The sequence below is a fragment of the Mesorhizobium sp. M0195 genome (assembly GCF_040322115.1).
Taxonomy (GTDB): Bacteria; Pseudomonadota; Alphaproteobacteria; order Rhizobiales; family Rhizobiaceae; genus Mesorhizobium.
Map to the genome: position 1 here is coordinate 48,714 of NZ_JAMYSV010000018.1, position 26,102 is coordinate 74,815.

At 61.1% G+C, this 26,102-nt stretch carries 24 protein-coding genes and 1 pseudogene; 7 read left to right on the forward strand and 18 right to left on the reverse strand.

Annotated elements, in window-relative coordinates:
• Positions 1 to 66: 66 nt before the first annotated feature.
• Positions 67 to 1,230 (reverse strand): glycosyltransferase family 4 protein, encoded by a 1,164-nt coding sequence (locus NKJ12_RS25790; protein WP_352688362.1) that lies wholly within the window; start codon positions 1,228 to 1,230, stop codon positions 67 to 69.
• Between the two features lie 225 nt (positions 1,231 to 1,455).
• Here NKJ12_RS25790 and NKJ12_RS25795 point away from each other — a divergent pair, with 225 nt between their 5' ends.
• Positions 1,456 to 2,436, forward strand: coding sequence for a glycosyltransferase family 2 protein (locus NKJ12_RS25795; protein ID WP_352688360.1), 981 nt, complete (start codon positions 1,456 to 1,458; stop codon positions 2,434 to 2,436).
• A gap of 29 nt (positions 2,437 to 2,465) precedes the next feature.
• Here NKJ12_RS25795 and NKJ12_RS25800 read toward each other — a convergent pair whose 3' ends face one another.
• The 11 genes and pseudogenes from NKJ12_RS25800 to NKJ12_RS25845 all read right to left on the reverse strand — a co-directional run bounded on the left by NKJ12_RS25800 (position 2,466) and on the right by NKJ12_RS25845 (position 12,518).
• Positions 2,466 to 3,155, reverse strand: coding sequence for a sulfotransferase family protein (locus NKJ12_RS25800; protein WP_352688358.1), 690 nt, complete (start codon positions 3,153 to 3,155; stop codon positions 2,466 to 2,468).
• Between the two features lie 20 nt (positions 3,156 to 3,175).
• Complete coding sequence (locus NKJ12_RS25805; protein WP_352688356.1) at positions 3,176 to 3,955, reverse strand: sulfotransferase domain-containing protein; 780 nt, start codon at positions 3,953 to 3,955, stop codon at positions 3,176 to 3,178.
• Between the two features lie 301 nt (positions 3,956 to 4,256).
• Complete coding sequence (locus tag NKJ12_RS25810; protein WP_352705935.1) at positions 4,257 to 5,435, reverse strand: glycosyltransferase family 9 protein; 1,179 nt, start codon at positions 5,433 to 5,435, stop codon at positions 4,257 to 4,259.
• A complete protein-coding gene (locus tag NKJ12_RS25815; protein ID WP_352507294.1) occupies positions 5,425 to 6,609 on the reverse strand; it encodes a glycosyltransferase family 9 protein in 1,185 nt (394 codons plus the stop codon). The genes NKJ12_RS25810 and NKJ12_RS25815 overlap by 11 nt, the downstream gene beginning before the upstream one ends.
• Before the next feature lie 9 nt (positions 6,610 to 6,618).
• Positions 6,619 to 7,800 (reverse strand): glycosyltransferase family 9 protein, encoded by a 1,182-nt coding sequence (locus NKJ12_RS25820; RefSeq protein WP_352705937.1) that lies wholly within the window; start codon positions 7,798 to 7,800, stop codon positions 6,619 to 6,621.
• A gap of 6 nt (positions 7,801 to 7,806) precedes the next feature.
• The gene (locus NKJ12_RS25825) at positions 7,807 to 9,519 is read right to left on the reverse strand and encodes an ABC transporter ATP-binding protein (RefSeq protein WP_352705939.1); all 1,713 of its coding nucleotides are present in this window, start codon (positions 9,517 to 9,519) and stop codon (positions 7,807 to 7,809) included.
• 311 nt (positions 9,520 to 9,830) lie between these two features.
• Positions 9,831 to 10,451: a class I SAM-dependent methyltransferase gene (locus NKJ12_RS25830; RefSeq protein ID WP_352705942.1), complete on the reverse strand. Its 621-nt coding sequence runs from the start codon at positions 10,449 to 10,451 to the stop codon at positions 9,831 to 9,833.
• Positions 10,452 to 10,701: 250 nt separating this feature from the next.
• Positions 10,702 to 11,034: pseudogene (locus NKJ12_RS32315) on the reverse strand (DUF6894 family protein); the annotation flags it as partial.
• A 129-nt stretch (positions 11,035 to 11,163) separates the two neighbouring features.
• Entirely contained in the window at positions 11,164 to 11,388 is a 225-nt protein-coding gene (locus tag NKJ12_RS25835) for a hypothetical protein (protein ID WP_254817282.1), read from the reverse strand.
• A 249-nt stretch (positions 11,389 to 11,637) separates the two neighbouring features.
• Positions 11,638 to 11,799: a hypothetical protein gene (locus tag NKJ12_RS25840; protein ID WP_352507299.1), complete on the reverse strand. Its 162-nt coding sequence runs from the start codon at positions 11,797 to 11,799 to the stop codon at positions 11,638 to 11,640.
• A 452-nt stretch (positions 11,800 to 12,251) separates the two neighbouring features.
• Complete coding sequence (locus NKJ12_RS25845; protein WP_352705944.1) at positions 12,252 to 12,518, reverse strand: hypothetical protein; 267 nt, start codon at positions 12,516 to 12,518, stop codon at positions 12,252 to 12,254.
• A gap of 72 nt (positions 12,519 to 12,590) precedes the next feature.
• On the opposite strand from NKJ12_RS25845, the gene NKJ12_RS25850 reads away from it, so the two are divergent.
• Complete coding sequence (locus NKJ12_RS25850; RefSeq protein WP_352507301.1) at positions 12,591 to 12,821, forward strand: hypothetical protein; 231 nt, start codon at positions 12,591 to 12,593, stop codon at positions 12,819 to 12,821.
• Here NKJ12_RS25850 and NKJ12_RS25855 read toward each other — a convergent pair.
• Positions 12,803 to 13,105: a DUF982 domain-containing protein gene (locus NKJ12_RS25855; protein ID WP_254817285.1), complete on the reverse strand. Its 303-nt coding sequence runs from the start codon at positions 13,103 to 13,105 to the stop codon at positions 12,803 to 12,805. The genes NKJ12_RS25850 and NKJ12_RS25855 overlap by 19 nt on opposite strands.
• 254 nt (positions 13,106 to 13,359) lie before the next feature.
• Here NKJ12_RS25855 and NKJ12_RS25860 point away from each other — a divergent pair, with 254 nt between their 5' ends.
• From NKJ12_RS25860 to NKJ12_RS25880, 5 genes are all read left to right on the forward strand, one after another.
• Positions 13,360 to 14,421 carry a glycosyltransferase family 4 protein gene (locus NKJ12_RS25860; protein WP_352507303.1) on the forward strand — a complete coding sequence of 354 codons (1,062 nt, stop codon included), beginning with the start codon at positions 13,360 to 13,362 and terminating at the stop codon, positions 14,419 to 14,421.
• A gap of 48 nt (positions 14,422 to 14,469) precedes the next feature.
• Positions 14,470 to 16,632, forward strand: coding sequence for an amylo-alpha-1,6-glucosidase (locus tag NKJ12_RS25865; RefSeq protein ID WP_352478897.1), 2,163 nt, complete (start codon positions 14,470 to 14,472; stop codon positions 16,630 to 16,632).
• A 177-nt stretch (positions 16,633 to 16,809) separates the two neighbouring features.
• Positions 16,810 to 18,591, forward strand: coding sequence for an alpha,alpha-trehalose-phosphate synthase (UDP-forming) (locus tag NKJ12_RS25870; RefSeq protein WP_352705948.1), 1,782 nt, complete (start codon positions 16,810 to 16,812; stop codon positions 18,589 to 18,591).
• Positions 18,588 to 19,430: a trehalose-phosphatase gene (gene otsB, locus NKJ12_RS25875; RefSeq protein ID WP_352705950.1), complete on the forward strand. Its 843-nt coding sequence runs from the start codon at positions 18,588 to 18,590 to the stop codon at positions 19,428 to 19,430. The genes NKJ12_RS25870 and otsB overlap by 4 nt, the downstream gene beginning before the upstream one ends.
• A 126-nt stretch (positions 19,431 to 19,556) precedes the next feature.
• The gene (locus NKJ12_RS25880; protein ID WP_352705952.1) at positions 19,557 to 21,014 is read left to right on the forward strand and encodes an NCS1 family nucleobase:cation symporter-1; all 1,458 of its coding nucleotides are present in this window, start codon (positions 19,557 to 19,559) and stop codon (positions 21,012 to 21,014) included.
• 28 nt (positions 21,015 to 21,042) lie between these two features.
• Here NKJ12_RS25880 and NKJ12_RS25885 read toward each other — a convergent pair whose 3' ends face one another.
• The 5 genes from NKJ12_RS25885 to tpiA all read right to left on the reverse strand — a co-directional run bounded on the left by NKJ12_RS25885 (position 21,043) and on the right by tpiA (position 26,076).
• Positions 21,043 to 21,582: a DUF1697 domain-containing protein gene (locus NKJ12_RS25885; RefSeq protein WP_352705954.1), complete on the reverse strand. Its 540-nt coding sequence runs from the start codon at positions 21,580 to 21,582 to the stop codon at positions 21,043 to 21,045.
• 11 nt (positions 21,583 to 21,593) lie between these two features.
• The gene (pyrG, locus tag NKJ12_RS25890) at positions 21,594 to 23,222 is read right to left on the reverse strand and encodes a CTP synthase (RefSeq protein ID WP_254817292.1); all 1,629 of its coding nucleotides are present in this window, start codon (positions 23,220 to 23,222) and stop codon (positions 21,594 to 21,596) included.
• A 147-nt stretch (positions 23,223 to 23,369) separates the two neighbouring features.
• Positions 23,370 to 24,494, reverse strand: a complete 1,125-nt coding sequence (locus NKJ12_RS25895) for a L,D-transpeptidase (RefSeq protein ID WP_352705956.1) — start codon at positions 24,492 to 24,494, stop codon at positions 23,370 to 23,372.
• Between the two features lie 199 nt (positions 24,495 to 24,693).
• A complete protein-coding gene (secG, locus tag NKJ12_RS25900; protein ID WP_352705958.1) occupies positions 24,694 to 25,146 on the reverse strand; it encodes a preprotein translocase subunit SecG in 453 nt (150 codons plus the stop codon).
• A gap of 162 nt (positions 25,147 to 25,308) precedes the next feature.
• Entirely contained in the window at positions 25,309 to 26,076 is a 768-nt protein-coding gene (tpiA, locus tag NKJ12_RS25905; protein WP_352507308.1) for a triose-phosphate isomerase, read from the reverse strand.
• Between the last annotated feature and the right edge of the window lie 26 nt (positions 26,077 to 26,102).

A 26,102-nucleotide genomic window follows, 5' to 3' on the forward strand; every position in this document is an offset into this window, starting at 1 on the left:
TGCATCTGCAGCATCGGCTCCCGGCCCGTTAGCACATTGAGGGTACTAATTCAACAAAGTCGAAAATCATTTCAGATCAAGGCTTTCATACAGCGCCATCATTCGCTTGATCATGACATTGAAATCATAGTGTTCGGCCGCCGCTCTCACCCGGGTTCCGGTTTCAGGTCGTGACGCCAACTGCAGCGCGTGGGCGAGCGCTGCTGCGAGGTCACTTTCGCTGGCCGCATCGCAAACGAGCGTCGGCTCGAACCGCTCGACAAGCTCGCGCGCTCCACAGCCGGTGCTTACCACGACGGGCAAGCCGCTCGCCATCGCTTCGATGACCACTGTGCCGAAAGGATCATAGATGGAAGGCAGCACGGCAATATCGGCCGCGCCGTACCACGGCAGCATGTCTTTCTGTGGCCCCAGCATCTTGAGCCGTGCGCCGAGACCGAGCCTGTTACCGGCCTGCCTGAAGGCGTTGGCGCGCGAATCATGGCCGATGACCCACAATTCCGGCTCGCCATAGAGCCTGGCGACAGCCTTCATCAGTGCAAGCAGTCCTTTTCGCGCAAAGCCCGAGCCGACAAACAGGACGACCGGCCTGTTTTCGTCGACGTCGAGCCGCGCGCGGACCCCGGCCCGATGCTGTTGGCGCAGTTGCGGATTGAAGCGGTCGAGGTCCACCCCGTTGGGAATATGGTGCACATTTTCGGCCGGATAATCATAGTGACGGACAATGTCCTCGGCGACCATCTTCGAAATCGCTATGACAGCTTTGAGCCGTGGGCTGGCATAGGTTGCGCGCTCGAGGCGCAGCGTCTGGCGGTGAAAGGGGCTCAGCGCCATTGCCGCCCTGCCGAGCCGCGTCTCGAAACGCCGCCGTTCGGCAAGATAGGCGGCATGAACGCCCTCCCCGGCCCGGAAAACATCGCAGCACGGGAGGCGATCGTTGCTCTGCACCAGCGCCGGTGGCATCTCGGCGATCTTGCGGCAGGCGGCTTGAGCAAAGGACGCCGCCCGCAGCGAACGCGGAAAGCGGCGGCCGGCGCAATGGATGAATTCTATGCCTTCATAGCGCGGCCAGTCGCCGGAGAGCACGGCCACCGGCCGCTGACGCGCGGCAAATGCAGCCATGATGTTTTCCAGCATGATCTCGCCGCCGCCAAAGGGCGCATAACGCTGGCGCACGAACAGGATCGGCCTGTCGAATTGATTTTCGATGCCACGAATGCCGGCGTGCATGGGGTCTGGGCTCCGGCCTTGTTGCCATCTAACGATGTCTATAGAGGCCAGCGCGCATCGGCAACAGTTGGAAAGCTCAGTCGCGGAACTCAGAACAGGCCTGTGTCCATTGTCCGCGACTGCTTGCGATTTGCCTGACGGTGCTGCATGTAGAAATTAACAGCAAACAGCGGATCAGCGCCAGCTCCAGCCGGGTAGTGACCGCTATGAGGGGGAATCGACGGCTTGAGCAAAGCAACCTGGCCCGCCATTGTCCGCCGGACGATTACCGACACCGCCATATATCGGCTGAGACACACCTTCGGAAGGCGGGCAGAAGTGTCATCGCTGCGGCCGATAACGCCCCTCAAAGTGAATGACCTGCCTTTGATCCTCGTCATCCGCAACGAGGCGGACAGGCTACGCCCGTTCCTGAAGCACTATCGCGAGCTCGGCGTCACCAGATTCGCCGTCCTTGATGATCGCTCGACCGACGGAACAGCTGAGCTTCTGGCCGAGCAGCCAGATGTCGATCTATTCAGCTCGCCGCTCACCTATTCTCAGTCGGACCTGGGAAACCTTTGGCGGCAGCGTCTTGTGCAGATTTATGGTCAGCCTCGCTGGTATCTGACCGTCGATGCGGACGAATATCTTGTTTATGACGGCATGGATCAGAATCCGCTCGGCGCGATGGCCGCCTGGCTCAAGCGGCGCGGAATGACACGCCTGCTGGCGCCGATGATCGACATGTATCCGAGCGGAAACATCTGGGACGTACCCTTCGATCCCATCGTGCCCCCATGGCAGGTTGCGGACCATTTCGACGGCAGCGGCTATGAGGTGACGAGGAGCCCCCGGCATCTCAAGATCACAGGCGGCCCGAGGACCCGGCTTTTCGCCAGGCAGCACAAGTTGACCAAGTTTCCTCTGATATATGTTGATCGCCAGACGATTTTTACGTCGATTCACGCACCGCTGCCCTACTGGCGAAACTATATAAAGGGATTGGCCGGCCTGCTTCATTTCAAGTTCTTCGCCGATTTCAACGACAAGGCGCAGGTCGCGGTGGCGGAAGGTCAGTATTGGAACGGCGCTTCCAAATATCGCCAGTATCATGAGGTCTCGAGCGGTAAAGCCGCTCTCAGCGCGATGAGCGAACAGTCAATGCTGTACGAAGGCGCTCACAGCCTGTTCAAAACGGGTTTGATCGACAAAATTGATTGGTAGACGGCACTCCAGCAGATGCCGAACCAACATCATGCATAACCGAACGCTTTCATCAGCTGGGCACCTCGTCCTTGTACCAAGTCCTGTAACTCGGCGTTTCCAAGTTCGGAGCGCCATCTCCCGCTCCCGTCATAGATCGGCTGATTGACCTGTTGGTTTCGGAGCACCTCGTGTGGCGTCTCGACGCTGGCGTCGGTCGGCTTGAACCATTGCTGCGGGTTCTTGTGGTAGTCGAGGAGATCCGGGCTGAAGGTCACATCAAGAAAGCCGCATATCTGCTCGACGACTTTGGCCGGATTCTCGACCAGATCCTCATAGCGATAGATCAGCACATCCGGCTTTCCCCGTTCCGCGAGAACCAGCGCATTGTCGTTGATCCAGCGGTCGAGAGCCTCCTGTGGGTCGTCAAGTCGTTTGGTCAGCGACGCCACGACGTCGCGCCCATCTCGCACCGGCATGATGAAACGCGCGCCGGGTACGAGCCGGCGAATGCGGGCCACACGGCGGATATGCCGCGGTGTCTTTTCAAGCAGCACTTTCTTTCCAGCCTCGCGCGCCGCCCGCTTCAGTTTCCAGAAGCGGAACATGGCCAGTGGCGTCCACTTGAAGAAAATGTTGGTTTCCTGAAGCGGCAGGTAGACGTCAGGATGCGACGCAAGGATCGTCGCAATCAACGTCGTCCCGCTATGGCCGCAGCCGCAAATGAATCCGGTCCGCATCACCATGTCGGCAATGCCCCCTAACCCAAGGCGACCCGGGCGCGGTTATCGACGCGAGCGTAGCACAAGCCGTTCGTGCTAAAGACCTTGTCCAGCTTCTCCCAATATTCGAACTTGGCTAACTGCTCGTCACAATAGGCCACGTCGTTCTCGGAAAGATATTCGCCGTAACCGCCTATCTTACCCTTGCGCACCTTGAAGCTTTCGGGATCATTCGCATCGCGCGGCTGTAATATCTTGCCGTATCGATCGGACAGATCACCGGTCGATTCACTCACTTTCATCTTGTCGAAGGTTCGGTTGTTCGCCACGTCGACAAGCGTCTGATCGTCAGCCTGCTGGTTCAGGAATCCAAGGATCGCGCGAAGGACACCAGCCGTATCCCGATGCATATCTTCATATTGAAGATACCGGATTTCGCGCATCCGGGGCATGGCCGCGAACCAATGCAGATTGAATCTGATGATCTTTTCAATCCCATGATTGTCGCTTCTGATAAAATCACTGAACGATCCGGCTGGAAGCATGTGGCGCTTCTGAACCTGAAAGTACCCTGAGACCACCGTATCTCTTGGATCGCGAACAAGCATTATTGTTCTTCTCTTCTTGTATCGAGATTTATTCTCCTTGAGGCTCGATTTTGGTCGAAGTAACTTGTGGTCGGTTCCGTCGTGAATGTATTGAACTTCAACTCCGAGATCGTCCAGCATGACACGCAGCCACGTGCGCCCTGATTTTGGAAAGGATACGATAAGAGGAAGAGGCGGCGCTTTGGCCTGGAAAAATTTTAGAAAGGACATGGGAGAGACCTCCTTTAGATTATCAGAGCTGGCGCCCGAACCGCTGCAGGCCAGACCAACCCCATTACTGGGCGCCTAAGCCTACGGCTGATTCGAACACAAGGCAGAAATGCCGGCAAGAATTGCGATCCTCTGCGGGGCGAATTGGCCTTTACTATATCCCGGTTCGGAATGCCTTATGTTTTTTGGCCTGTTGCGACGAGTGTTCGACACGGGCGCTCCATTCCGCGATCCGTCGGCCGAACGCTTAATGCGGATCGCGTCGATGCGTATTCAGTGACGCGCTTTCGGACGACATGCATTAGCCACTCACTTTTGTGATCCATGGCGCCAGGATGGCCTCGGCCTCGCTCATCACCACGGACCAGGGGCGTTCCCGTTTCGAGACCAGCACGGCCGATGGATAGTAGGGCGTGCGGTCGCCCTCGACCGGCCAGGAGCGCTTGAAGCCGTCGCCCAGAATGAAAACCGAGGGGATGCCGAGCGCGCCCGCCAGATGCGCTCCGGTATTGCTGATGGTCACCACGGCGTCCATCGCGGCAACCTGCGCGGCGAAAAGGTCCATGTCGACGAGCTGATCGACCGATCTGTCATAAAGAATGCGCTCCGGCTCACCGTCGGTCAGGATCTTCAGATCGGTCTCGATCTGGCCGTACTGCAGCGAGACGAACCGGAGGTCCCGGCGGCCGATCAGGTTTCGCCAGGCGGCAAGCGGCGGCAGGTCTTTGCCGGGATTGGAGCTGCCCCATGCGATACCGACCAACGGCCGCCCTTCCTTCCGGTAGCGGGCGCGAAGTTCAGCGACCCGGGCCGGATCCGGCTTAAGCGGCACGAAATGCTCGCGGATCGTCGCCTCGTCGGTCTCGAAAACGGCAGTCAGATGCTGGACGCCGGCGAAGGCCTGCGCCTCGGCATAGACGGCCTTGCCGCCAGCACCGACCGGCCACACATCGGCAGTTGGAAAAGTGCGCTGAAAGAGCGGTACCAGGCGGCGCTCGACGAGGACGATCGAACGGGCGGCGCGCGCCAGGGCACAGCCGACGGAGCTGGCATGATGGATCGCGGTGGCCAGACCCTGCTTTTCGGTTTCCATCAGATCGATCAGCAGTGTCTGGCCAGAAATATCCTGGCCCAGCCACTCGCCATCGACGCGGCCGTTGACGATGTGGCGTCGTGCAATCCTGAGTTCGGCGGCTGCGCCATAGGCGCCCATCCGCATCAGCGCCTTGCTGAGCTCGTCGATCAGGTGGACCTCGCCCCTCGATTTCGCAATGGATCCAAGAGCCAGGGCTTTCGGCAGTGCCGCCGGCCAATCGCGGGACTCGACGCTTCGCCGATAATCCGCCATCTGATCGGCAATGTCGCCGTCACGCCAGCGAAGGAAGAGCTGCCGCCGGTGACGTCGGAACCAGACCTTGTATTTGTAGCCTGCAAGCGCGACAGCGCGGCGCAACCGGCCGAGAAGTAGGCTACCTTCCATCGCCAGCTCCGCCGATGATTTGCATGACCCGTCCGCCTGCTTCCTGCACTGCCGACGCCCAGGTTCGGCCGCCTTTTCGGACCAGTCGAACGCTCGGATATGCGGCGACGGTCTCGCCGAAGGCAGGCCAGGACAGTCGAAACCCGTCGTCGAGCATGACAACCGTCGGCACGCCGAGCGCTCCGGCCAGGTTGGCGCCGGTATTGCTGACCGTCACCACTGCGTCGAGCGCCGCGATTTGGGCGGCAAAGCGGTCCATGTCCGTCAACTGGTCGACGGAAGCGTCATGGATGATGCGGCCCGGCGCGTGGCGCTCGAACTCGGAGAGAGCCGGCCCGACATCGCCATATTGCAAGCTGACGAGGCGCCCCGGCAGGCTGCCGAACAGCGTCCGCCAATCGTCCAGAGCCGGCAGATCCTTGCTCTTGTTCAGGCTTCCCCAGGCAAATCCGATCAGCGGACCTGGGCCGCCATCGAGATAGGTGCCGCGCAGCTCGGCAACCAGTCGGCGGTCCGGCTCCAGCGGAACGAAGGGCGCGCGTGCCGCCGGGTCGTCCGGCCAGAAATGCTTTGCGAGTGTCTCGAAACCGGCAACGACATCGGCGTCCACTGCCGCCATGTCCTCTTCCCCTTCAATCCTAACATCGAGCGCAGGATATGTTCTGCGATAAAGCGGTGCCAGTCGCGGCTCGACGAAGACGATGCATCGACCGGCAGCCGCGACGACTGGACCAAGCAGCGACGCGAACTGGAAAAAGATCGCCAGGTCGCCTTCGCGACGATCGACGAGAAGCGTGCGACCCGCAAGATCACTGCCATCCCAATCGGGTCTGCCGCGCTGCTTGCTCGCCGCCATCAACTGCCAGATGCGATTTCCGCCGTCGAGACGCCTCAGTCCGCGCCCCGCTTTCTTGATCAGGCCGAGATCGCCAAGCTGCTCACCAAGCGCGCCAAGCGCCAGTGCATGGTCGCGAGCAGTTTGCCAGTCACCACGCTGCACGCTTTCCTCCATCAGCCTCATATGCCTTTCGGCACTTTCGTCGGCGTGGCGCGAGGGACGTCTAAGAAGTTCCTTTGCCCGCTCGAGAACCTTCTGCAACCGCTTGCCGGCGGCGCCTTGCGGGCGCAGATCGGCGGTTTTTGCTTTCTGAAGGATGGTTCGTCTGTTCTGCACGGCGATGTTCTATCGTCCTCGGGGAGCGTCGGAAAGCGCCGTCAGGATCGATGAGAGCCGCCGGCCGGCCTCGTCGAGCACCAGCGACCAAGTGCGCCCCTCCTTGCGAATGACAATGCCCTTCGGATACCAGGGTGTCCGGTCGCCGGTCACCGGCCATGCCGTCTGAAAATTATCGTCGATGAGGAAAACAGTCGGCACGCCAAGGGCTCCGGCAAGATGGGCCGCCGTATTGCTGATCGTCACGACAGCATCGAGTGCGGCGACCTGTGCCGCGAAACCGTCCATGTCGACCATCTGGTCGACGCCGTCGTCAAAGATCAGACGCGCGTCATTGCCGTTGCGAAGGCGCCGCAACGCCGGCTTGATCTGTCCGTACTGGAGCGAAACGAAGGTCGCTTGTGTCTGGGCGATGAACCGTGCCCATTCAGGAAAATCAGGCACGTCCTTGGTGTGGGATTTGCTGCCCCAGGAGAGGCCGACCAGCGGCAGATCCGTCATCGCCCGATAGCACTTGCGGAATGTCTCGACGTGTTCAGGATCTGCCCGCAGCGGCACGAAGTCGGCAGCAAGCTTTTCGGCATCGCGTCCGAACACCCAGGCGAGATCTTCGAAAGTCGCACGTTTGTTGGCGACCACATCCCGCTGCGCCGGGACCACGGTCGCCTTCGGGAACGTTCGCTGCAGAATTGGTACCAGGCGCGGCTCGACCCGGATTGTTGCGCTTTGCGCATAGGCAGCGGCAGCGCCGGCCAGTCGCGCGTGGCGGATAACCCGGCCAAGGCTGCGCGGGTCATCCTCCACAAGGTCGATCAGCAGTGTATCCGATCCGAGATTCTCGCCGGTCCACTCGTTCGCGCTTTTCCCTTTCCGCAGCCGGCGAGCGGAAAGCCGAAGCTCAGCTGCCCGCGCAAAGTTGCCAAGCCGTTCGAATGCCTGGCCCGCCTTCTGCATCAGCTCCGGGTCGCGATTATGATCGGCCGCGACAGCTATCTCATTGGTACCGGCTTCAAGGCCTTTCCAGTCCCTGCGAACGATCAGGGCCTCAACCTTGGCTTGCAGCTCAAGAATGGACCGCGGCTGCTTGGGGCCGGAAAACAACCTGCGCACCGCCTTTTTGTACCGGCGCACCTGAAGGCCCAGTCCACCAATCACATACCGAACATAGGAACCGTGATAAAAGCTGGTCATCGGCCCTCAGCGCAATATGCTCTGCCGCAGCTTTTTGCCGCTTTCGACCATCGGATCGGGCGCCTCCAGGTGGAATATCGAACGATATATCTCGCTGTGCTTGGCAAGCTGGTCATGCGTTCCAGCATCGACAAGCTGTCCGGCGTCAAACACGAGAATACGATCGGCCGCCTTAATTGTAGACAGCCTGTGCGCAATGCAGATCACTGTGCGCTGAAATGTGTTGTCGAAGGCTGCCTCCATGACTGCCCGTTCGTTTTCACCGTCAAGCGCCGATGTCGCTTCATCATAGACGATTACCGCAGCATTCTTGAGCAGGGCGCGTGCGATGGCGACGCGCTGTTTCTGCCCGCCCGACAGATTAGTGCCGCTCGGCCCGACAAGCGTGTCGAGCCCGTTTTCGAGCGCCGAAGCAAAGCTGGTGACCCGGGCGAGGTTCGCAGCGGACTCGATTTCCTGATCCGTGGCGCTCGGGCGGCCGTCGCGAATGTTGTCGCGGATCGAGCCTTCGAACAGGAAGACGTCCTGTGACACCAGTGCGATATTGTCGCGAACGTCGGCCAGGCTGATCTTCGAAATGTCCTTTCCGTCGATCAGGATCCTGCCCTTGTCCGGCTCCATCAGGCGCAGGATCAGATTGACGATGGTGGTCTTGCCGGCGCCGGAGCGGCCGACGATCGCCAGCTTCTCACGAGGTCGCACGTCGAAGGAAACACCCTCGAGCGCGGGGCTGTTGCCGTCATAGGAAAAGGCCACATCTTCAAAGCGGATACCACCATCGACGTCGGCCAGGCGCTCGCCCGCGATTGCACGTCGCCGCTGCTCGGGCGTGTCGATCAAATCATACATCTGTTCGACGGCGACCATTTGCTTCTGGATGTCGACATTGACCCGGGCCAACCGCTTGGCAGGCTCATAGGCAAGCAGGAACGCGGTAATAAAGGCCATGAATTCGCCGGGCGTCTTGCCGTTGCCGAGGGTCTGCCAGCTGGCGTACATAACGAAAAGCCCGATGATCACGCCGCCGCCGGTCTCCATCAATGGGCTCATCAATGCTGACGTCCGGTTGATCTGGATGCCACGTCTTTCCATCTTGCGGACGGCCTTTGCAAAGCTGGCAACCGCCTTGTCCTCGAGCTGGAAGGATTTGATGGTGCGGATGCCTTCGACGGCTTCCGTGCCGATCGACTGGACCTGTGCGGCCAATTCCGTCTCGCCCCTCGCCAGCGCCTTGAGCTTCCTGGTTATCGCGCCGACTGATAGGAACAGCATCGGCAGAACCGCCACGGATATCAGCGACATCACCGGGTCCTGCTTGACCATGACGCTGGCCAACGCAATCAGTGTCAGCAGATCAGAGACGGCGCTGCTCGTGAGGGTGAGAATAACGGTCGCCCCGGCGCGCGCGTTGAACATGATTTTGGAGATAAATTTTGCCGGATGCTGGTTCGCGAAACGGCTGATGTCGAAATACACCATTCGGGAAAATTGACGGTTTTGAAGGTCTGAAACGATAGCCCGGCGAATCTTCCCCGTGGTGATGGTCTGGCAGTAGGCAGCTATGCCCTTGACCAGGAAAATGCCGATGATGAGGACGCTGATACCCGATACAGCGGCAGCGTCTCGCTCGACATAGATGGTGTTGATCATGACTTTCATGATCCAGGCCGCTGCCCCGGTCGCCGCAGCAGCAGCGATCGAGCACAGCAAACCTGTCACATACAGCATCTTGTGCGGCGGCAGATTTTCGCCAATCAGACGCTTGATCAGCGGATATGCTGGGCCCGTTGACACTCGTTTCTTTGCAATCATCTCGTCGCCGCCCGTTGCGATCCCGTCCGGTCTTTGTGTTGTCTTGAAGCGCGAAACGGTTTCGATCACCTGTCTGTGGCTTCGTTCCCGACCGCAGTCAATGCCGAACCGGATCCTTGCACGTCATCGGCTTACGACCGTCGGTTCCTCGCATACGAGCATAGCGGACCCAGCCACGCGGCTCTTGCGCCATTCGCCGTCGGCCGCGCTATGCCCGGTCAGTGTTTCGCGAGGACCATGAGATGGCTTCCAAGAGGCGACGTGTGATTGCTTTTGATTGAAAAGCCCACATCCGAAAGCACCGCGATCATCTCTCTATCCTTGCCAGGAGGAACGCGGGCAACGATCGTTTGAGCACGCCTGGCGATATCGCACAGCACGCGTCGCGCCTTGTCCGCGCCGAGGCTCCACTGCATGTGATGGTAGACCGCCAGCAGCATGACGATGTCATACTGCGGTTGGAGAACATTTTGCAGCTTCCGGCTGCCAAGATCGAGACAATCGAACCGGCTTTGAACCGGACAACCCAGGAAGATCATCCTGGCCGTCTCGATATGCGGCTTGAGAATGTCGATCCCATGGATCGAACTCGGTCCTAGCTTGGATATCTCATAGGCGACAACACCCATGTTGCAGCCAACATCGAGAATGGACTTCCCGGCGTAGTCGACCTCTGCTGAGAATAGGCCGTCCAGTCGGTCGTCCCACGTTCCCTTGAATCTCTTTTGCTTATTTGACCACCACAAATCATTGTTCTCCAAAAGCGGCGCCGGACTGGTTTCCTTGACGGAGGACGACTGTGCGCTGGGCCTTGCCCCGGACCAGTTGCTGGCGCGCAAACGACACTGTCCAGAACGTCCTGTAAACGTAACCGCGGAAGAAAGGAACTCCTGATCACAGCATCCTGCGAAGACGTTTCGGGAAGCTGACGAACACCAGCCCGACAGATCGACACATCGGTTGGAAACCGCAATGTCGCTTGGCGCCCCCTACCCGGGCCTGCCCTCGAGTTCCTGAAACGTACGCCCTTTCGGCAAGGCAAGCCATGTTTGTTCTTGCTTTGTGCCGGCAGCTATGCTACTAATTTGCCTATGGTGCTGATTTGCACCAACGACCGTCTTGCCGCGAGATGCGGTTTTTCAGCCAGGCTCGATCAAAGCTCGCCCGCATTGCCGGGCTTTTTGGCCAACAAGGTCGAGCGCCGGCCTTTTCGGCAGCTTCCGAGAAGGGAAATCGGAAAAGCAGCTTCCGGTTCTCGTCGCAGATTTCGAAGGAAAGGCCTGTCAGAACTGGGCCGCCGCTGAGCAGACCCTCGGCCAGGATTTCCTTGGCCGAAGCCATGGCGTTGTCCTGGGCGGCAGACAGGCCATCCAGCTCCCCCTCGAAATTTTCCGTCAAACGGCCGTCATTGTTTCGGAAATGAAAGAAATATCTCGCATGCCTGCTCCGGCTGGTTGGTTATGTCGTCGCGAGCGGTCTCAGAAACAGCGTTGGATTCGTACAGGACAGCACTGTACGATTTTGACATCGGGATTCATGGCATTCAGGCCTTCATGCGTCAGGTCGATCGAACAGCACCCCCAGCCCATGTTCGAACGCACATGCCGCAATCATGTCGTCCAGGGCTTTTCCGGAGACCGGGCAATTCGGCATGACAGCCATGATCGCGATCTCAGCCGCTGCGGTAGAAACCTCATCGTGGCGCCTCTTCCTGGTTTCGATATATTGCTCGATCAGAATTTTCAGGCGCCGCGCTGCAATCTCGTCGACGACCATCGTTCTCCCTCGATTCGGCACAATGTCCGTCTTCCGGGTGAAAGGTCCGCTGCCATTGGGTAGCAGCGGACCACTCGGCTGGGTGACCCAATAGCCCGAGGCGGGGGTCTCGGACCGTCACACAATAGCTTCGAGAGGCCACTCGTTCCACAGAACGCTGCCGTTGGTAATATTCGTACACTGAACATTGCCGCAGGCAGTCGGCGACTGTGCGATTTTTCGGCCAAGCTGCCGTCGCCGGATACCGGATCAGCTCCGGCTTTGATAGCTGTAGATGCCTGCGCCGATCGCGACCGCTCCTACGGTGATCAGAATCGATGGCACCCCCATCAACGTCGCGACGATCCCCCAGACGATGGCGACGGCGATTGCGCCGGCAGTTCCCAGGACCAGTCTAAGCCGTTTCGACATTATCCATTCCCCCAAAAAATGCATCTTTGGCCCTTCCGGTCGAAATACCGCAATGCGGCACCATTGTCTGCGCTTCGTCCAACTTTCTATGCCCGCCCCTGAGCCCGACCGCTGAGGCGTAAGCGATCCGTATGCGGCCCGTTGCAAACACCCACTCGACAGCGAGGAAGCTTTGGGCGCGAGCCCGAGAAGCGAGGCGTCAGAAAGCGAGGTATCTATGCAAAATTTTCGGAATTTACTCCGGTTCTCGATCATGGCCATGGCGGCCACGACAACCGCAATAGTCATCACGGGCCTTACGCCTAAGACAACCGAAGCGACTTTGATTTGCCATAGGTTGGTCTGCCAGAAGGCGAGCAATGAACCCAGTGCCTTCGGCACCAAAAATCAGCGTAAATCCACCTGCGAAAATGTAAGCGAGGGCGCTAACAACCATCCCTCCCCGCACAATGTCAACAAGGGGCCCATCGGCAGCTCAAGCGGCAGCGGTTCGAGCGGACAAGCAGTTCGAGTGGCCGCAGCGGCTCGAGCGGCAGCAGCGGATCAAGCGGCAGCGGTGCTTCGAGCGGCGGCAATGACGGCAGTAGCGGGTCCAGCAGCGGCAACGATGGGACAAGCAGCAGCGCCGCAAGCGGCTCCAGCGGTTCGAGCGGCGGCAGCAGCGGATCGACGGCGGCGGATCGACCAGCGGAACAGGCGGTACCAGCGGCGGTGGCCACTCTACTTGACCCATGCCGGCGACCTGGCGGCCGCCAACGGCAATCAATCCTCATAACAACGGGAGTAGTAGCTTGACGCTCCAACCGAAATCGGCGACCGCGCCCCTCACCGGCCCCGCAGGATTGCTTGGTCTTGCGCTGGCTGTCGCGATGCTCGTCGACAGAAGCTGGCCTGTGCATTTGCAGGCCATGAACGCGTCTGTTCGCAAAAGCGCGTCGGTCGCCGATCGGGCGCTCCGGCTGAATGCCACCCGTGATCTGACGGTCTGCGGCAGTTGGCGCGCCTATCGCCTCAGCGCGTGATCGCGATGCCGATCCTCGCCGCTCATCGGCAACGGCCGATCGCCCTCGAGCAGGCGGGTGATCCGTGCGAAGCCGGTAAAAGCCTTTCGCGCTTCCTCGGCCGACATCCGGCCGGCCATGGCAGCAGCGCAGCAATTCACGGCGCACTGGTAAACCGGCCCGCGACGCCCGGCCGGCCATTTTCGCAAGAATGCCATTGCTTCGGCAACGCTGTCGATCTCCTCCACGGGCTGTCCCTGTCCACGCAAAATCCGCACAGGTGAAAAGAATTGCAAACGGTCCATCGTTCCTCCCCGTCGACCGGTTGCGTGCGATCGAACCCCACTAAACTCGCGAACCGGGCTTTGGTTCCCGGCAAAGAGGGCTTGGCTTGGAAAATGTTGGCCGGACCAGACGAGCAGCGGTGGAAACGCCCGGCAGCCCCTATCGGATGACATCTTGCCCCAATTGGATGACATCTTGCTATGGTACGGGAACGTTAGCGCGGCTGATGCATTTCGATGCCACGAACAGTCTTGTTTGAGGGAAATGCCAAAACATGAGAATAGCCCATGTGGCGCCGCTCCATGAATCCGTGCCACCCCGGTTCTATGGAGGGACGGAGCGCATCGTCTCCTATCTGACCGAGGGATTGGTCGAGCTTGGCCATGACGTGACCCTGTTCGCCAGCGGCGATACCAAGACATCGGCGAAATTGGTGGCGTGTCGCGAGCGCGCGCTCCGTCTCGATCCGCGCCCGCACAAATCCGAAACCGCGGCGCATCTCGCGATGCTCGCCGAGGTGAGGAACCGGGCGCAACAGTTCGACATCATCCATTTCCATCTCAGCCACTTCCTGCATTTTCCTTTCTTCGAACACATACCTGACCGCACGGTGACGACACCGCATGGCAGGCTCGACTATGTCGACCTGGCCCCGGCCTACGAACGTTTTCCGCGCTTTCCGATGATCTCGATTTCGCGCAGCCAGAGAACCGGGCTACCCACGGCCAATTGGCTGGCGACCATCCATCACGGGCTGCCGATCAATATCTACGAGCCGACTTTCGAGACGGATGCGGACGAGCCGTATCTGGCCTTTCTGGGCCGGCTGTCGCGCGACAAGCGGCCGGACCGTGCCATTGAGATCGCCTTGCGCTCCGGGCTGAAACTGAAGGTTGCGGCAAAGATCGGCGACGACGACCGCGCTTTTTTTCACGACACGGTCGAGCCGCTGATCGACGGCGACCGTGTCGACTACATCGGCGAGATCGAAGAGGACAGAAAAGCGGAATTCCTCGGCAAGGCGGCCGGCCTGCTGTTTCCGATCGATTGGCCGGAGCCGTTCGGTCTTGCCGCGATAGAGGCTATGGCCTGCGGCACGCCGGTGATCGCCTGGAAATGCGGTGCCCTGCCGGAGATCATCGACCACGGCGTGACCGGTTTCCTTGTCGATTCAGTCGATGCTGCTGTCGCCTCGATACCGGAATTGCTGCGCCTCGACAGGCGACAGGTGAGAGCCGTATTCGAAAACCGTTTTTCTGCCACGAGAATGGCCCACGACTATGTGACTGCCTATGCGCGCCTGATCGGCACTCCCGGTGAAGCGAGAGCGTCCTGATCGGCGTCATTGTGGACGTTGGAAACGAAACGACAGAGCTTGTGACGTATGAATCAACTCGACGAGCGTAAGCTTGATCCCGCTGTAGCCCTTGCCTCGCTCGACGAGGTTGCGCCCCGGGAGCCGCACCGACTGTTCGCCCTCAAGCAAGGCGACTGCTTCGCGGTGGCCGACGCTTATGGCGACATCCGCGGCGCCGGCGACGGCTTTTTCCGAGACGACACGCGTGTGCTTTCGGAATTCCGGCTGACGATCGGTGGCCGGCAAATGTCGCTGCTGGGCGCATCGCTCAGCCAGGACAATGTGCTTTTCACCTCGAACCTGACCAATCTGCCGATCCAGAGTGTCGGTGGCCGCGACATTCCGCAGGGCGCGATCCACATAGAACGCGTCAGGCTGCTTTGGCAGGACCGGCTGTTCGAGCGCATCACACTTTCCAACTACAGCCAGGAATCGTCGGCCATTCGGGTTTCGTTGCATTTCGCAGCAGATTTCCGCGACATGTTCGAGGTGCGCGGTTCGACCCGGCTCAAGCGCGGAATAGCCCACGCCGCCGAGACCAGTCCGACATCCGTGGTGCTTCGATATGACGGGCTGGACCAGCTCGTGCGCCTGTCGGCGATCTCGTTCTCGCAGGCGCCGGACAATTTGACCGCCAGCCGCGCGGATTTCCTGGTTGCGGTGACGAAGCGCAGCAGCGAGGTCCTCTATATCGAGGTCGGCCCCGAGGTGGCGGAGACACCCGACCGTGACCGTTTTCGGGCTGCCGCCGCCCGCGCTCGCTTCGGCATGCGCGCCAAACGCCGCCACGGCGCGACAGTGCACAGCTCCGGCCGCGTCTTCAACGACTGGATCGAACGCGCGCGCGCAGACGTGGCGTTGCTGACCACCGAGCTTGCAACCGGACCTTACCCCTATGCCGGCATACCCTGGTTCTCGACGGCGTTTGGCCGTGACGGGGTGATTTCCGCACTGCAGATGCTGTGGTTGAATCCTGGGCTGGCGCGCGGCGTACTTGCCTTTCTCGCCCAGCATCAGGCAACCGAAACGTCGCCGTTCAGCGATTCGCAGCCGGGCAAGATCATGCACGAGACCCGCAAGGGCGAGATGGCGGCGCTGCGGGAGCTCCCGTTCGGCCGCTACTACGGCGGTGTCGATACCACGCCGCTCTACATTCATCTCGCTTGCGCCTATGCGGATCGTACCGGCGACATGGCGTTCGTCGACAGCCTGTGGCCATCGCTTTGTGCAGCGGCCGAATGGACGGAAGAGACAAGCCGCGCGACCGGCTTCGTTACCTACCAGCGCGGCGCCGAGACCGGCCTCGCCAACCAGGGCTGGAAGGACAGTTTCGATTCCGTCTTCCATGCCGATGGCCGCATGCCCAAGGGGCCGATCGCCCTGGTCGAGGTGCAAGGCTACGTCTTTGCTGCGTTCCGTGGGCTGGCAGCGCTCGCCCGCCGCCGCGGCGAGGACGACAAGGCCGATCATTGGGAGGAACGCGCCGAAACCATGCGCGCCGCGGTGGAACGCCATTTCTGGATGGACGATCTCAATTTCTATGCACTGGCGATCGATGGTGCAGGCGAGCTCTGCAAGGTACGGACGTCGAATGCCGGCCATCTTCTCTATGTCGGGCTGCCCGAGCCGGAACGGGCGCAGATGGTCGCCGATCAGCTGCTCTCCGCGTCGTTCCACTCTGGTTGGGGAGTGAGGACGCTGGCCGACGATGCGATATTCTTCAACCCGATGTCCTACCACAATGGTTCGATCTGGCCGCACGACACCGCCATGTGCGGTGCCGGCCTGGCACGTTACGGCGTGCGCGACAGCGTGGTCCGACTGATGAGCGGCACGTTCGAATCGGCTGTCCATTTCAACATGCGGCTGCCGGAACTGTTCTGCGGCTTTACCCGGTCGCCGGGCGAAGCGCCGATCGCCTATCCCGTCGCGTGCCTGCCGCAGGCCTGGTCGGCGGGATCGGCCTTCATGCTGATGCAGGCCTGCCTTGGCCTCGAAATCGACGGCTGGAAGAGCGAAATCCGGGTCACCCGCCCAAGGCTGCCGATCGGCATCGACACGCTGACATTGCGGCATCTGGGTGTCGGCTCGACGGTGGTCGACCTCACATTCCAGCGTGTCGGCGACCGGGTCGTCGCCTTTCTCGCCGATCGGTATGAGGGGATGGTGCCGCTCATCGTGCGCACTTGATACCCGCCGCGCTGCGGCGCATCGAAATGATGCCCGGCATTGCAATCGTCCGGAACCGATAGCCTCTTTGTGCGTTGCAAAAATGGGCAGCGGGGGATGCTGTCGTCGTCACACGGCAGCGAACCAGAAAAACAAATAGAAACGGCTATCGGCCGGCCGGAGGCGAGATCACATTCCATGTCAGATTATCCTGTAAACCTGCTCTGGGTTTTGCTGATTGCAAGTTTTGGCTTTTCCGCTTTTGCCATTCTCCTATCGATATCCCGCCAGCGCCGCGGCCGCGCAACGGCGGCCGCATACACGCCGAGCGAGGATGTCGCGTCGGAAGCGGCACGCAAGGTGCTGCGCGAGTTCGAAAAGAACGGTCAATCGGCCGATGCGGCACTCGTCACGTGGTCGCCCGACACTTTGCGCAAGATCCTGGCCGACGACCTGCCGGACGCACAGGTCATCGTGGTGTCCAACCGCGAACCCTACATCCACAACATCAAGGATGACGGCGTGCAACTTTTAGTGCCGGCCAGCGGGCTGGTTTCGGCACTCGAGCCCATCACCCGCGCCTGTGCCGGCACCTGGATCGCCTATGGCGGCGGCACGGCAGACCGCCTCACCGTCGACAAGGACGACCGGGTGCAGGTGCCGCCAGGCAATCCGTCCTACACGCTGCGCAGGGTTTGGCTGACGGAGGAGGAATATCAGGGCTATTATCTGGGTTTCGCCAATGAGGGGCTATGGCCGCTTTGCCATATCGCCTTCACCCGCCCCGTGTTTCGCGCCTCGGACTGGGACGCCTACGAGGCCGTCAACCGCAAATTCGCCGATACGGTGGTTGCCGAAGCCCGCAACGAACGGCCGATCGTGCTGGTGCAGGACTACCATTTTGCGCTGCTGCCGCGCATGATTCGCCAGCGCCTGCCGGACGCGATAGTCATCACCTTCTGGCATATCCCCTGGCCCAATTCGGAAGTGTTTAGCATCTGTCCGTGGCGTGAGCGGATCCTGGAGGGACTGCTCGGCAGTTCGATCATCGGCTTTCATACCCAATTCCATGCCAACAACTTCACCGAAAGTGTCGACCGCTTTCTGGAGAGCCGGATAGAACGGGCAGACGCGGCAATCTCCTATGGTGGGCAGACCACATTGGTCCACGCTTATCCCATTTCCATAGAATGGCCGGCCCAATTGCTGGCAAAACTGCCGTCTGTCGAGGAGTGCCGCGCCCGTGTCCGCGACAGATTCGGCCTGTCAGCGGATACCAAACTGTGCATCGGAGTCGAGCGCCTCGACTACACGAAAGGCATTCTCGATCGCTTCCATGCCTTGGACGAATTGTTCACGAAATATCCCGAATGGATAGGCAAGGTGGTTTTCCTGCAGATCGCGGCGCCGAGCCGGGGGACATTGCCCGCCTACCAGCAACTCCACGACGAATGCCGCCGCTATGCCGACGAGCTCAACCGACGCTATGGCAGCGAGACATACAGTCCTATCCTGATGGTCGCCGAACATCATCGGCAGGAGCAGGTCTACGAGGTCTATCGCGCCGCCGACATCTGCATGGTCACCAGCCTGCATGACGGCATGAACCTTGTCGCCAAGGAATTCGTCGCAGCGCGCGACGACGAACAAGGCGTGCTTTTGCTCAGCACCTTCGCCGGTGCCTCGCGCGAACTGCTGGAAGCACTGATCGTTAACCCCTACGATGCGGCCATGATGAGCGAGGCGCTGTTGCAGGCGCTGACGATGACGCCGGAAGAGCAGCGCGAACGTTTGCGGCCGATGCGCGAGATGGTCCGCGACAACAATGTCTACCGCTGGGCCGGCAGCATGCTGCTGGACGCCGCGCGCCTGCGCAAACGCGGCGATCTCGACAGGGTGACCGGAACCGGCGAGCGCCCGCCATTGAACACCAACAACGTCATCTCGATGTTCGAGCGGGCACGGAAGGCAGCATCGTGAAAAGCTTTGAACAACCGCCGGCTTTGAACCTGCCGCTAGGGCAATGGGCGCTCTTCCTCGACATCGACGGAACCTTGCTGGAACACGCTGCCCATCCCGACGCGGTGTTTGTCGGCGAGGAATTGCGCAATCTGCTTGGACGCATCGAGCGGGGGCTGGATGGTGCGGTCGCTTTCATCACCGGCCGATCGATCCCCGCCGTGGACAAGCTGTTCCATCCGCTGAAGCTGCGGATCGCCGGACTGTATGGGCTGGAGCACCGGCTGACGCCGACCGGTCCGATCGATACCGCCGACGCGCCGGCCGACATCGCCGCCCTTGCCGACGAGATCGAGGCCGAACTGGGCAGCGGCAAGGTCTATGTCGAGCGCAAGGGGCCGGTCCTTGCCGTTCATACAAGAGCAGCACCGCAACTGCTTGCGCCCGCAATCCAGCTCGTCGAACAGGCATTGGCCCGGCTTCCGAAGGGTTATCGGGTGCTTCCGGGAAACGCCGGCGTCGAGCTCATGCCCCTGGAAGCCGTCAAAGGTGCAGCCATCCGGCGTTTTATGGACATTCCGCCCTTTGTCGGCCGGCGGCCGATATTCCTCGGAGACGATACATCGGACGAACACGGTTTCGAGGCGATCAATGAAATTGGCGGCATCTCCATCCGCGTGAAGCCGAACGGGCCGACAGCCGCAAACTATGCCCTCGACGACGTGACCGGCGCAATAGCCTGGCTCAAGGCCAGTTTCGAGACGTCGGCGGTCTCCGGTGCTCTACCGGCCGACAAGCACGCAGAGACCGAATCAAGGGCGAAGATCAACATCGCAGCCACGGCATCGTCCGGCCGATAGCGCGTTTCTCATTGAATGTCTTTAAGGCCAAAGCCGGCAAATCGTCTGCTTGCCGGTTCCCCTGCGTCAGGCTTAACCTGCCGCCATGCGTGGAGGCGCGTGCCATAACAAGGGGAGGACATAGCAATGACCATACAAGGCGCATCACCGGACCTGTACAATGACGATCTCGCCCCGGCGAAGGTTCGAAACTGGGGACCGTTCTCGATCTTCAACGTCTGGACGTCGGATGTCCACAGCCTGTGGGGCTACTATCTGGCGGCCAGCCTGTTCCTGTTTTGCGGCGGCTTCGTCAACTTCATCATCGCCATCGGTATCGGTTCGCTGATCATCTATGCATTGATGAACATGGTCGGCTATGCCGGCGTGAAGACCGGGGTGCCCTACCCTGTCCTGGCGCGTGCCTCCTTCGGCATCTGGGGCGCCAACATACCGGCGCTGGTGCGCGCCATAGTCGCCTGCTTTTGGTACGGCGCGCAGACGGCGGCTGCCTCAGGCGCGATCGTAGCTCTGCTGATCCGCTCGCAATGGTTCGCCGACTTCAACCAGAGCACACATTTCCTCGGCCACTCCGGGCTCGAGGTGATCTGCTTCGCCGTCATCTGGGCGCTGCAGCTCCTGATCATCCAGAAGGGCATGGAAACGGTGCGCCGCTTCCAGGATTGGGCCGGACCGGCGGTGTGGGTGATGATGCTGATCCTGGCCATCTATCTTTGCATCAAGGCAGGCACCTTCGCCTTCACCAGCGACATTCCGATGGATGTGCTGCTGGAAAAGACGAAGGACGCGGGCGTGCCGGGCACGCCGGGCTCCTGGACCTCGCTGTTTGCGGTGGCGGCGATCTGGGTGACCTATTTCTCTGCGCTCTATCTCAACTTCTGCGATTTCGCCCGCTATGCACCGGACAAGGCATCGCTGCGCAAGGGCAACATCTGGGGCCTGCCGGTCAATCTCATCCTGTTCTCGCTTGTCGCCGGCGTCACCACGATCGCCGCCTTCGACGTTTATGGCGAAGTGCTGCTGCATCCCGACCAGATCTCGGCGAAGTTCGACAGCTGGTTCCTGGCGGCGCTCGCAGCGCTGACTTTTGCGGTGGCGACGCTCGGCATCAATGTGGTGGCGAACTTCGTGTCGCCGGCCTTCGACTTCTCCAACGTCTTTCCACGCCAGATCGACTTCAAGAAGGGCGGTTACATCGCGGCGTTGATAGCGCTTGTGCTTTATCCTTTTGCGCCCTGGGAAGGCAGTGCTGCCTCCTTCGTCAACATCATTGGCGCGACGATGGGGCCGATCTTCGGCGTGATGATGGTCGATTATTACCTGATCCGGAAGGGCGAGGTCGACGTCGAGGCGCTCTACAGGGAGAATGGCGAATTCCGCTTCCAGGGCGGCTGGCACGTCAATGCCTTCATCGCCGCCGGCATCGGCGCGGTCTTCTCCTCGATCCTGCCAAACTTCACCGGTTTGCTGCCGTCATGGTGGGGCGTCTATGGCTGGTTCTTCGGCGTGGCAATTGCCGGCGTCATCTATTACGTGCTGCGCACGATGGCACTCGGTGCCGGAGCCAGGATAGCCAAGGCTTGAGCGATTCGGGGCGGCGCAAGCCGCCCGTTCATTCTGCGACCATCTCGGCCAGGCGGCGTACGGTGTTCCAGTTGCGCGAGGTGCCGATGCCCAGGCGTTTGTGACTGACCGCTGCAAGCAGCCGCGAACTCGGCGTCTCGCGCGAAAAGACGATCCAGATGTCGCCGCCGACAATCCGCAGCTTCTCGCCCTCGCCGGCATAGGCCTCAAGCGCCGCGGCGGCCTCGTCGCGAACGGGCGCCCGCATCACGCGCACCGCCACCTGGTCCGCGGCCTCAGCCGATTCGGCTGGGAACGGATTGCCGGCCGCCAGCCTCAGCCAGCCGTCGGCGCGGCGCACGACGATGTCGACGTGGCGGCCGAAAGTCTTTGCAAACGCCGCCTCCAGCCGCTGCTCCAACGCCGCAAGTTCTGTTTCTTGCGCCTCGAAAACAAGATTGCCGGTCGCCACCAGCGTGCGCGGGTTATTCAGGCCCAGGTCTTCGGCCATCGCCTTCAGATCGGACATGGCGACCCGCCGCCCCTCGCCCAGAACAACGCTGTAGAGCAGCGCGACGTAAGTTTGCATGGGCGGCTAGTCTAGACCAGACGCGACTGCTCTACCGCCGCCTCGATGAAGCTGGCAAACAGCGGGTGTGGATCGAGCGGCCGGCTTTTCAGCTCGGGATGGTACTGCACGCCGATGAACCAGGGGTGGTCTGGATATTCGACCGTTTCCGGCAGCACGCCGTCCGGCGACATGCCGGCAAACACCAGGCCGCAATTCTCGAGCCGCTCCTTGTAGTCGACATTGACCTCGTAGCGGTGACGATGGCGTTCGGAAATCTGGGTATCGCCATAGATCTCAGCGATCTTCGATCCCTTGGCGAGGTCGGCCTGGTAGGCACCGAGCCGCATGGTCCCGCCAAGGTCGCCGGTTTCCCTGCGCTTTTCCAGCATGTTGCCCTTCAGCCATTCGGTCATCAAGCCGACGACCGGCTCCTCGGTCGGGCCGAACTCGGTCGATGATGCGTGCTCGACGCCGGCCAGCGAACGCGCCGCCTCGATGCAGGCCATCTGCATGCCGAAGCAGATGCCGAAATACGGCACCTTGCGCTCGCGCGCGAACTTCGCCGCCAGGATCTTACCCTCCGAGCCGCGCTCGCCAAAACCGCCGGGGACGAGAATGCCATGGACCTTCTCCAGCCACGGCGCCGGGTCTTCCTTCTCGAATATCTCGCTTTCGATCCAGTCGAGCTTGACCTTCACCCGGTTGGCGAGGCCGCCATGCGACAGCGCCTCGATCAGCGATTTGTAGGCGTCCTTGAGGCCTGTATATTTGCCGACGACGGCAATGGTCACTTCGCCTTCCGGATTGTGGATGCGGTTGGACACCGCTTGCCAGCGTTCCATGCGCGGCTTCGGCGCCGGATCGATGCCGAAGGCGGCCAGCACTTCCGAGTCGAGCCCTTCATTGTGATAGGCCATCGGCACGTCGTAGATGTGCGGGACGTCGAGCGCCTGGATGACGGCGCTTTCGCGGACATTGCAGAACAGCGACAGCTTTCTGCGCTCTTCCTTGGGGATCGGCCGGTCGGCGCGGACCAGCAGTATGTCGGGTGCAATGCCGATGCCGCGCAACTCCTTGACCGAATGCTGCGTCGGCTTGGTCTTCAGTTCGCCTGCCGTCGGAATGTAAGGCATTAAGGTCAGGTGGACGTAGACGGCGTTGTTGCGCGGCAGGTCGTTGCCGAGCTGGCGGATCGCCTCCAGGAACGGCATCGCTTCGATGTCGCCGACGGTGCCGCCGATCTCGCACAGCACGAAATCGTAATCGTCATTGCCGTTGAGGACGAAGTTCTTGATCTCGTCGGTGACGTGCGGAATGACCTGCACGGTGGCGCCGAGATAGTCGCCGCGCCGCTCGCGCTCGATGATGTTCTTATAGATGCGGCCGGTGGTGATGTTGTCTTGCTGGTTGGCCGAGCGGCCGGTGAAGCGCTCATAATGGCCAAGATCGAGATCGGTCTCGGCCCCGTCATCGGTCACGAAGACTTCGCCGTGCTGATAGGGCGACATCGTGCCGGGATCGACATTGAGATAGGGATCGAGCTTTTTGATGCGTGCGCGATAGCCCCGCGCCTGCAAGAGAGCCCCAAGGGCCGCCGCAGCAATGCCTTTTCCAAGTGAGGAAACCACGCCGCCTGTGATGAATACATATCGCGCCATGGGAGTCATCGCTTAACGCGGCCGAATTGATTCCGCCAGAGAAAAAACCGCCGCGAAGGCTTTTTCCCAAGAAGGCGCTCTGGTCGTTGGCGTATCAAAACAAAAGGGCCGGCGAGGCCGGCCCTTTTGGCACGATCTGTCAAAGCGTCAGATGATGACGACTTTGGTGCCTACTTTCACCCGGCGGTAAAGGTCCATGACGTGCTCGTTGATCATGCGGAAGCAGCCATTGGAGGCGCTGGTTCCGATCGACTGCGGCGCGATGGTGCCGTGAATGCGCAGGTGGGTATCCTTCTTGCCGTCGTAAAGATAGATGGCGCGCGCACCGAGCGGATTGTCGCCGCCGCCGGGCATGCCGTCCTTGTACTGGCCATAGTGCTTGGGTTCGCGCTTTTGCATATCCAGCGTCGGAATCCAGCGCGGCCATTCCTGCTTGTCGCCGACGGCAACCGTACCCTTGAACTGCAGGCCTTCCCGGCCGACCGCGATGGCATAACGGCGGGCGGTTGACGATGATTCGACGAGGTAGAGACGGCGAGCGCTGGTATCGATGACGATGGTGCCCGGGTTGTAGCCAGTGAATTCGACCTCCTGCGGCACGAATTCCGGCTTGACCTTGAACTGCCGCTTGGCCTGCTTCCTTTCGAGCGCGGCGTCGAGCGCGCGTGTTTCCGGAAGCAGCGACATTGACGACGAAGATGTGCCGCCGAACAGTCCCGCGAACAGCCCGACGCTCTGCGGCTTCTGCCCCACCGGTTCGCTGCGCAATTCGCCGTTGTTGCCGGTCAGGGCAACGTTCATAGCCTCGGCCGGGATCGGCTCGGCCGACTGGATCGGCGCAATGGGCGCAATCGGTTCGATGATGTTGAGGGTCTTCTTCTTCTTGGCTGGCGTAGCGTCAGCCACCTTCGCCGCCGCGAGCGGCTGGCTCTTCTTGGCAAGGAATGCCTGCCGTTCCGCATCGGCTTTGGCTTTCGCCGCCTCCCGCATCGCCAGCTTCCTGGCTTCGAGTGCCTTGGCGCGAGCGGCTTCCTTGTCGGCTGCGATCTTGGCTTCGATCTTGCGGATCTGCGCAAGGTCGTCCGGCGTCGGATCTTTCTTCTTCTTGAGGAGCTTCAATTGCGCCGCATCGCTTTTGGCAGCGACGTTGACGACGTCGGTTGTTGCTGCGGCTTTATGGGCCGAGTTTGCCATCGGCATGGCCGCGTAAGCGGGCGCACCTAGGCTGAGCACGGCACAAAGGCCGGCAAAAATGAAGCTGCGAAGCTGCATGGGGAAGATCCGATCGTTCAATGCTTGTTGCCCACGGCGTCGCCCGGCGCCCCCCAAGGACGCCGAGAATGCCGCGTGCAACCTATAATCGATTAGCCGGAAGCGCCTCAAGCGCGCGGTGCGGTCGAATCTTCGTGATCGTGCGGCATTTGCCGCGACTGTGTTCAAACGACAACAGATCGCGGCATAAGATGCCCTATTACTGGTTGGGGACCTGCGGCGTGGCCGGCGCGGTGGCGCCGTTTGTCGCTGGCGGCGTCGCCGGAGCAGTTGCCGGCGGCGTCGTTGCCGCGCCATTGCCGGACGGCGGGGTCGGCGCCGTGGTGCCCCAAGGCGGCGTCGGCGTCGTGGTTCCGGGCAATTGGTTGAGTACGCCCTTGCCTGCCCCGTCCGAGGTCGCCGGCACGCGATCGAGAATGTCGATCGGCTTCTCGCCATAGCGCGCTACGATCGACAGTGTCAGCGACGTGACGAAGAAAGCCGCGGCCAGGATCGCCGTCGCCCGCGTCAGCGCATTGGCGGCGCCACGCGCGGTCATGAAGCCCGATCCGCCGCCGATGCCGAGGCCGCCGCCTTCGGAGCGCTGCAGCAGCACCACGCCGACAAGCGCGAGCACGACCATGAGGTGGACGACGATCAGTACGGTTTCCATAATTTATCCTGGCAAGGCCTGGTGCGGCCGCTGATTTGGAGGCGGCTCAATACAATGCTTTGACGGCATTTCCAAGCCCGTGGCCGGAATATGGGAAGCAATGCGTCCTTTGCAACGATTTCGGCGCCGGCCGTCCGCTCAAATGCAGCAAGCAGCCTTGTATCAAGCGATGTTTCGATAGGCTTCCGCGATGCCGAGGAAGTCCGCCGCCTTTAGGCTGGCGCCGCCGACCAGCGCGCCATCGACATTCCTGACGCCTAGCAACTCGACGGCGTTGGACGGCTTGACCGAGCCGCCGTAGAGAATGCGCATCTTGGCCGCCGTATTGCCGAGCTTCCGGGCCAGTTCTTCGCGGATATGCGCATGCGCCTCGGCGACGTCGGCGGCGGTCGGGGTCAAGCCGGTGCCGATCGCCCATACCGGCTCATAGGCAATGACGGTGTTGGAAGCCGTGGCGTTTGGCGGGACCGAGCCAGCGACCTGGCGCGACAGCACGTCGAGCGTGGCTCCTGCTTCGCGTTCGGCTCTTGTCTCACCAATGCAGATGATGGCCACCAGCCCGGCACGCCATGCGGCGGAGGCCTTGGCCTGCACTAAGGCATCGTCCTCCTTGCGATCGGCGCGGCATTCGGAATGGCCGACAATGACATGGCTGGCTCCTGCATCCTTCAGCATCTCGGCCGAAATGCAGCCGGTATAGGCGCCGCTTTCCTCGGTGTGGCAATCCTCTCCGCCGGCCCGCACCGGTGTGCGCGACAGAATCTCGGCGGCGTGCGCAAGTAAGGTCGCCGGCACGCAGAGCACCGCTTCGGTCTCGGCGTCGAGCCCGCTCATGAAGCCGTTGCCGATCATCCTGAGCTCGTTGAGCGAGGCGCTGGTACCGTTCATTTTCCAGTTGCCGGCGACGAGCGGGCGGATTCCAGGCGTCATGGGATTGTTTCTCCGGGCAATTTCCA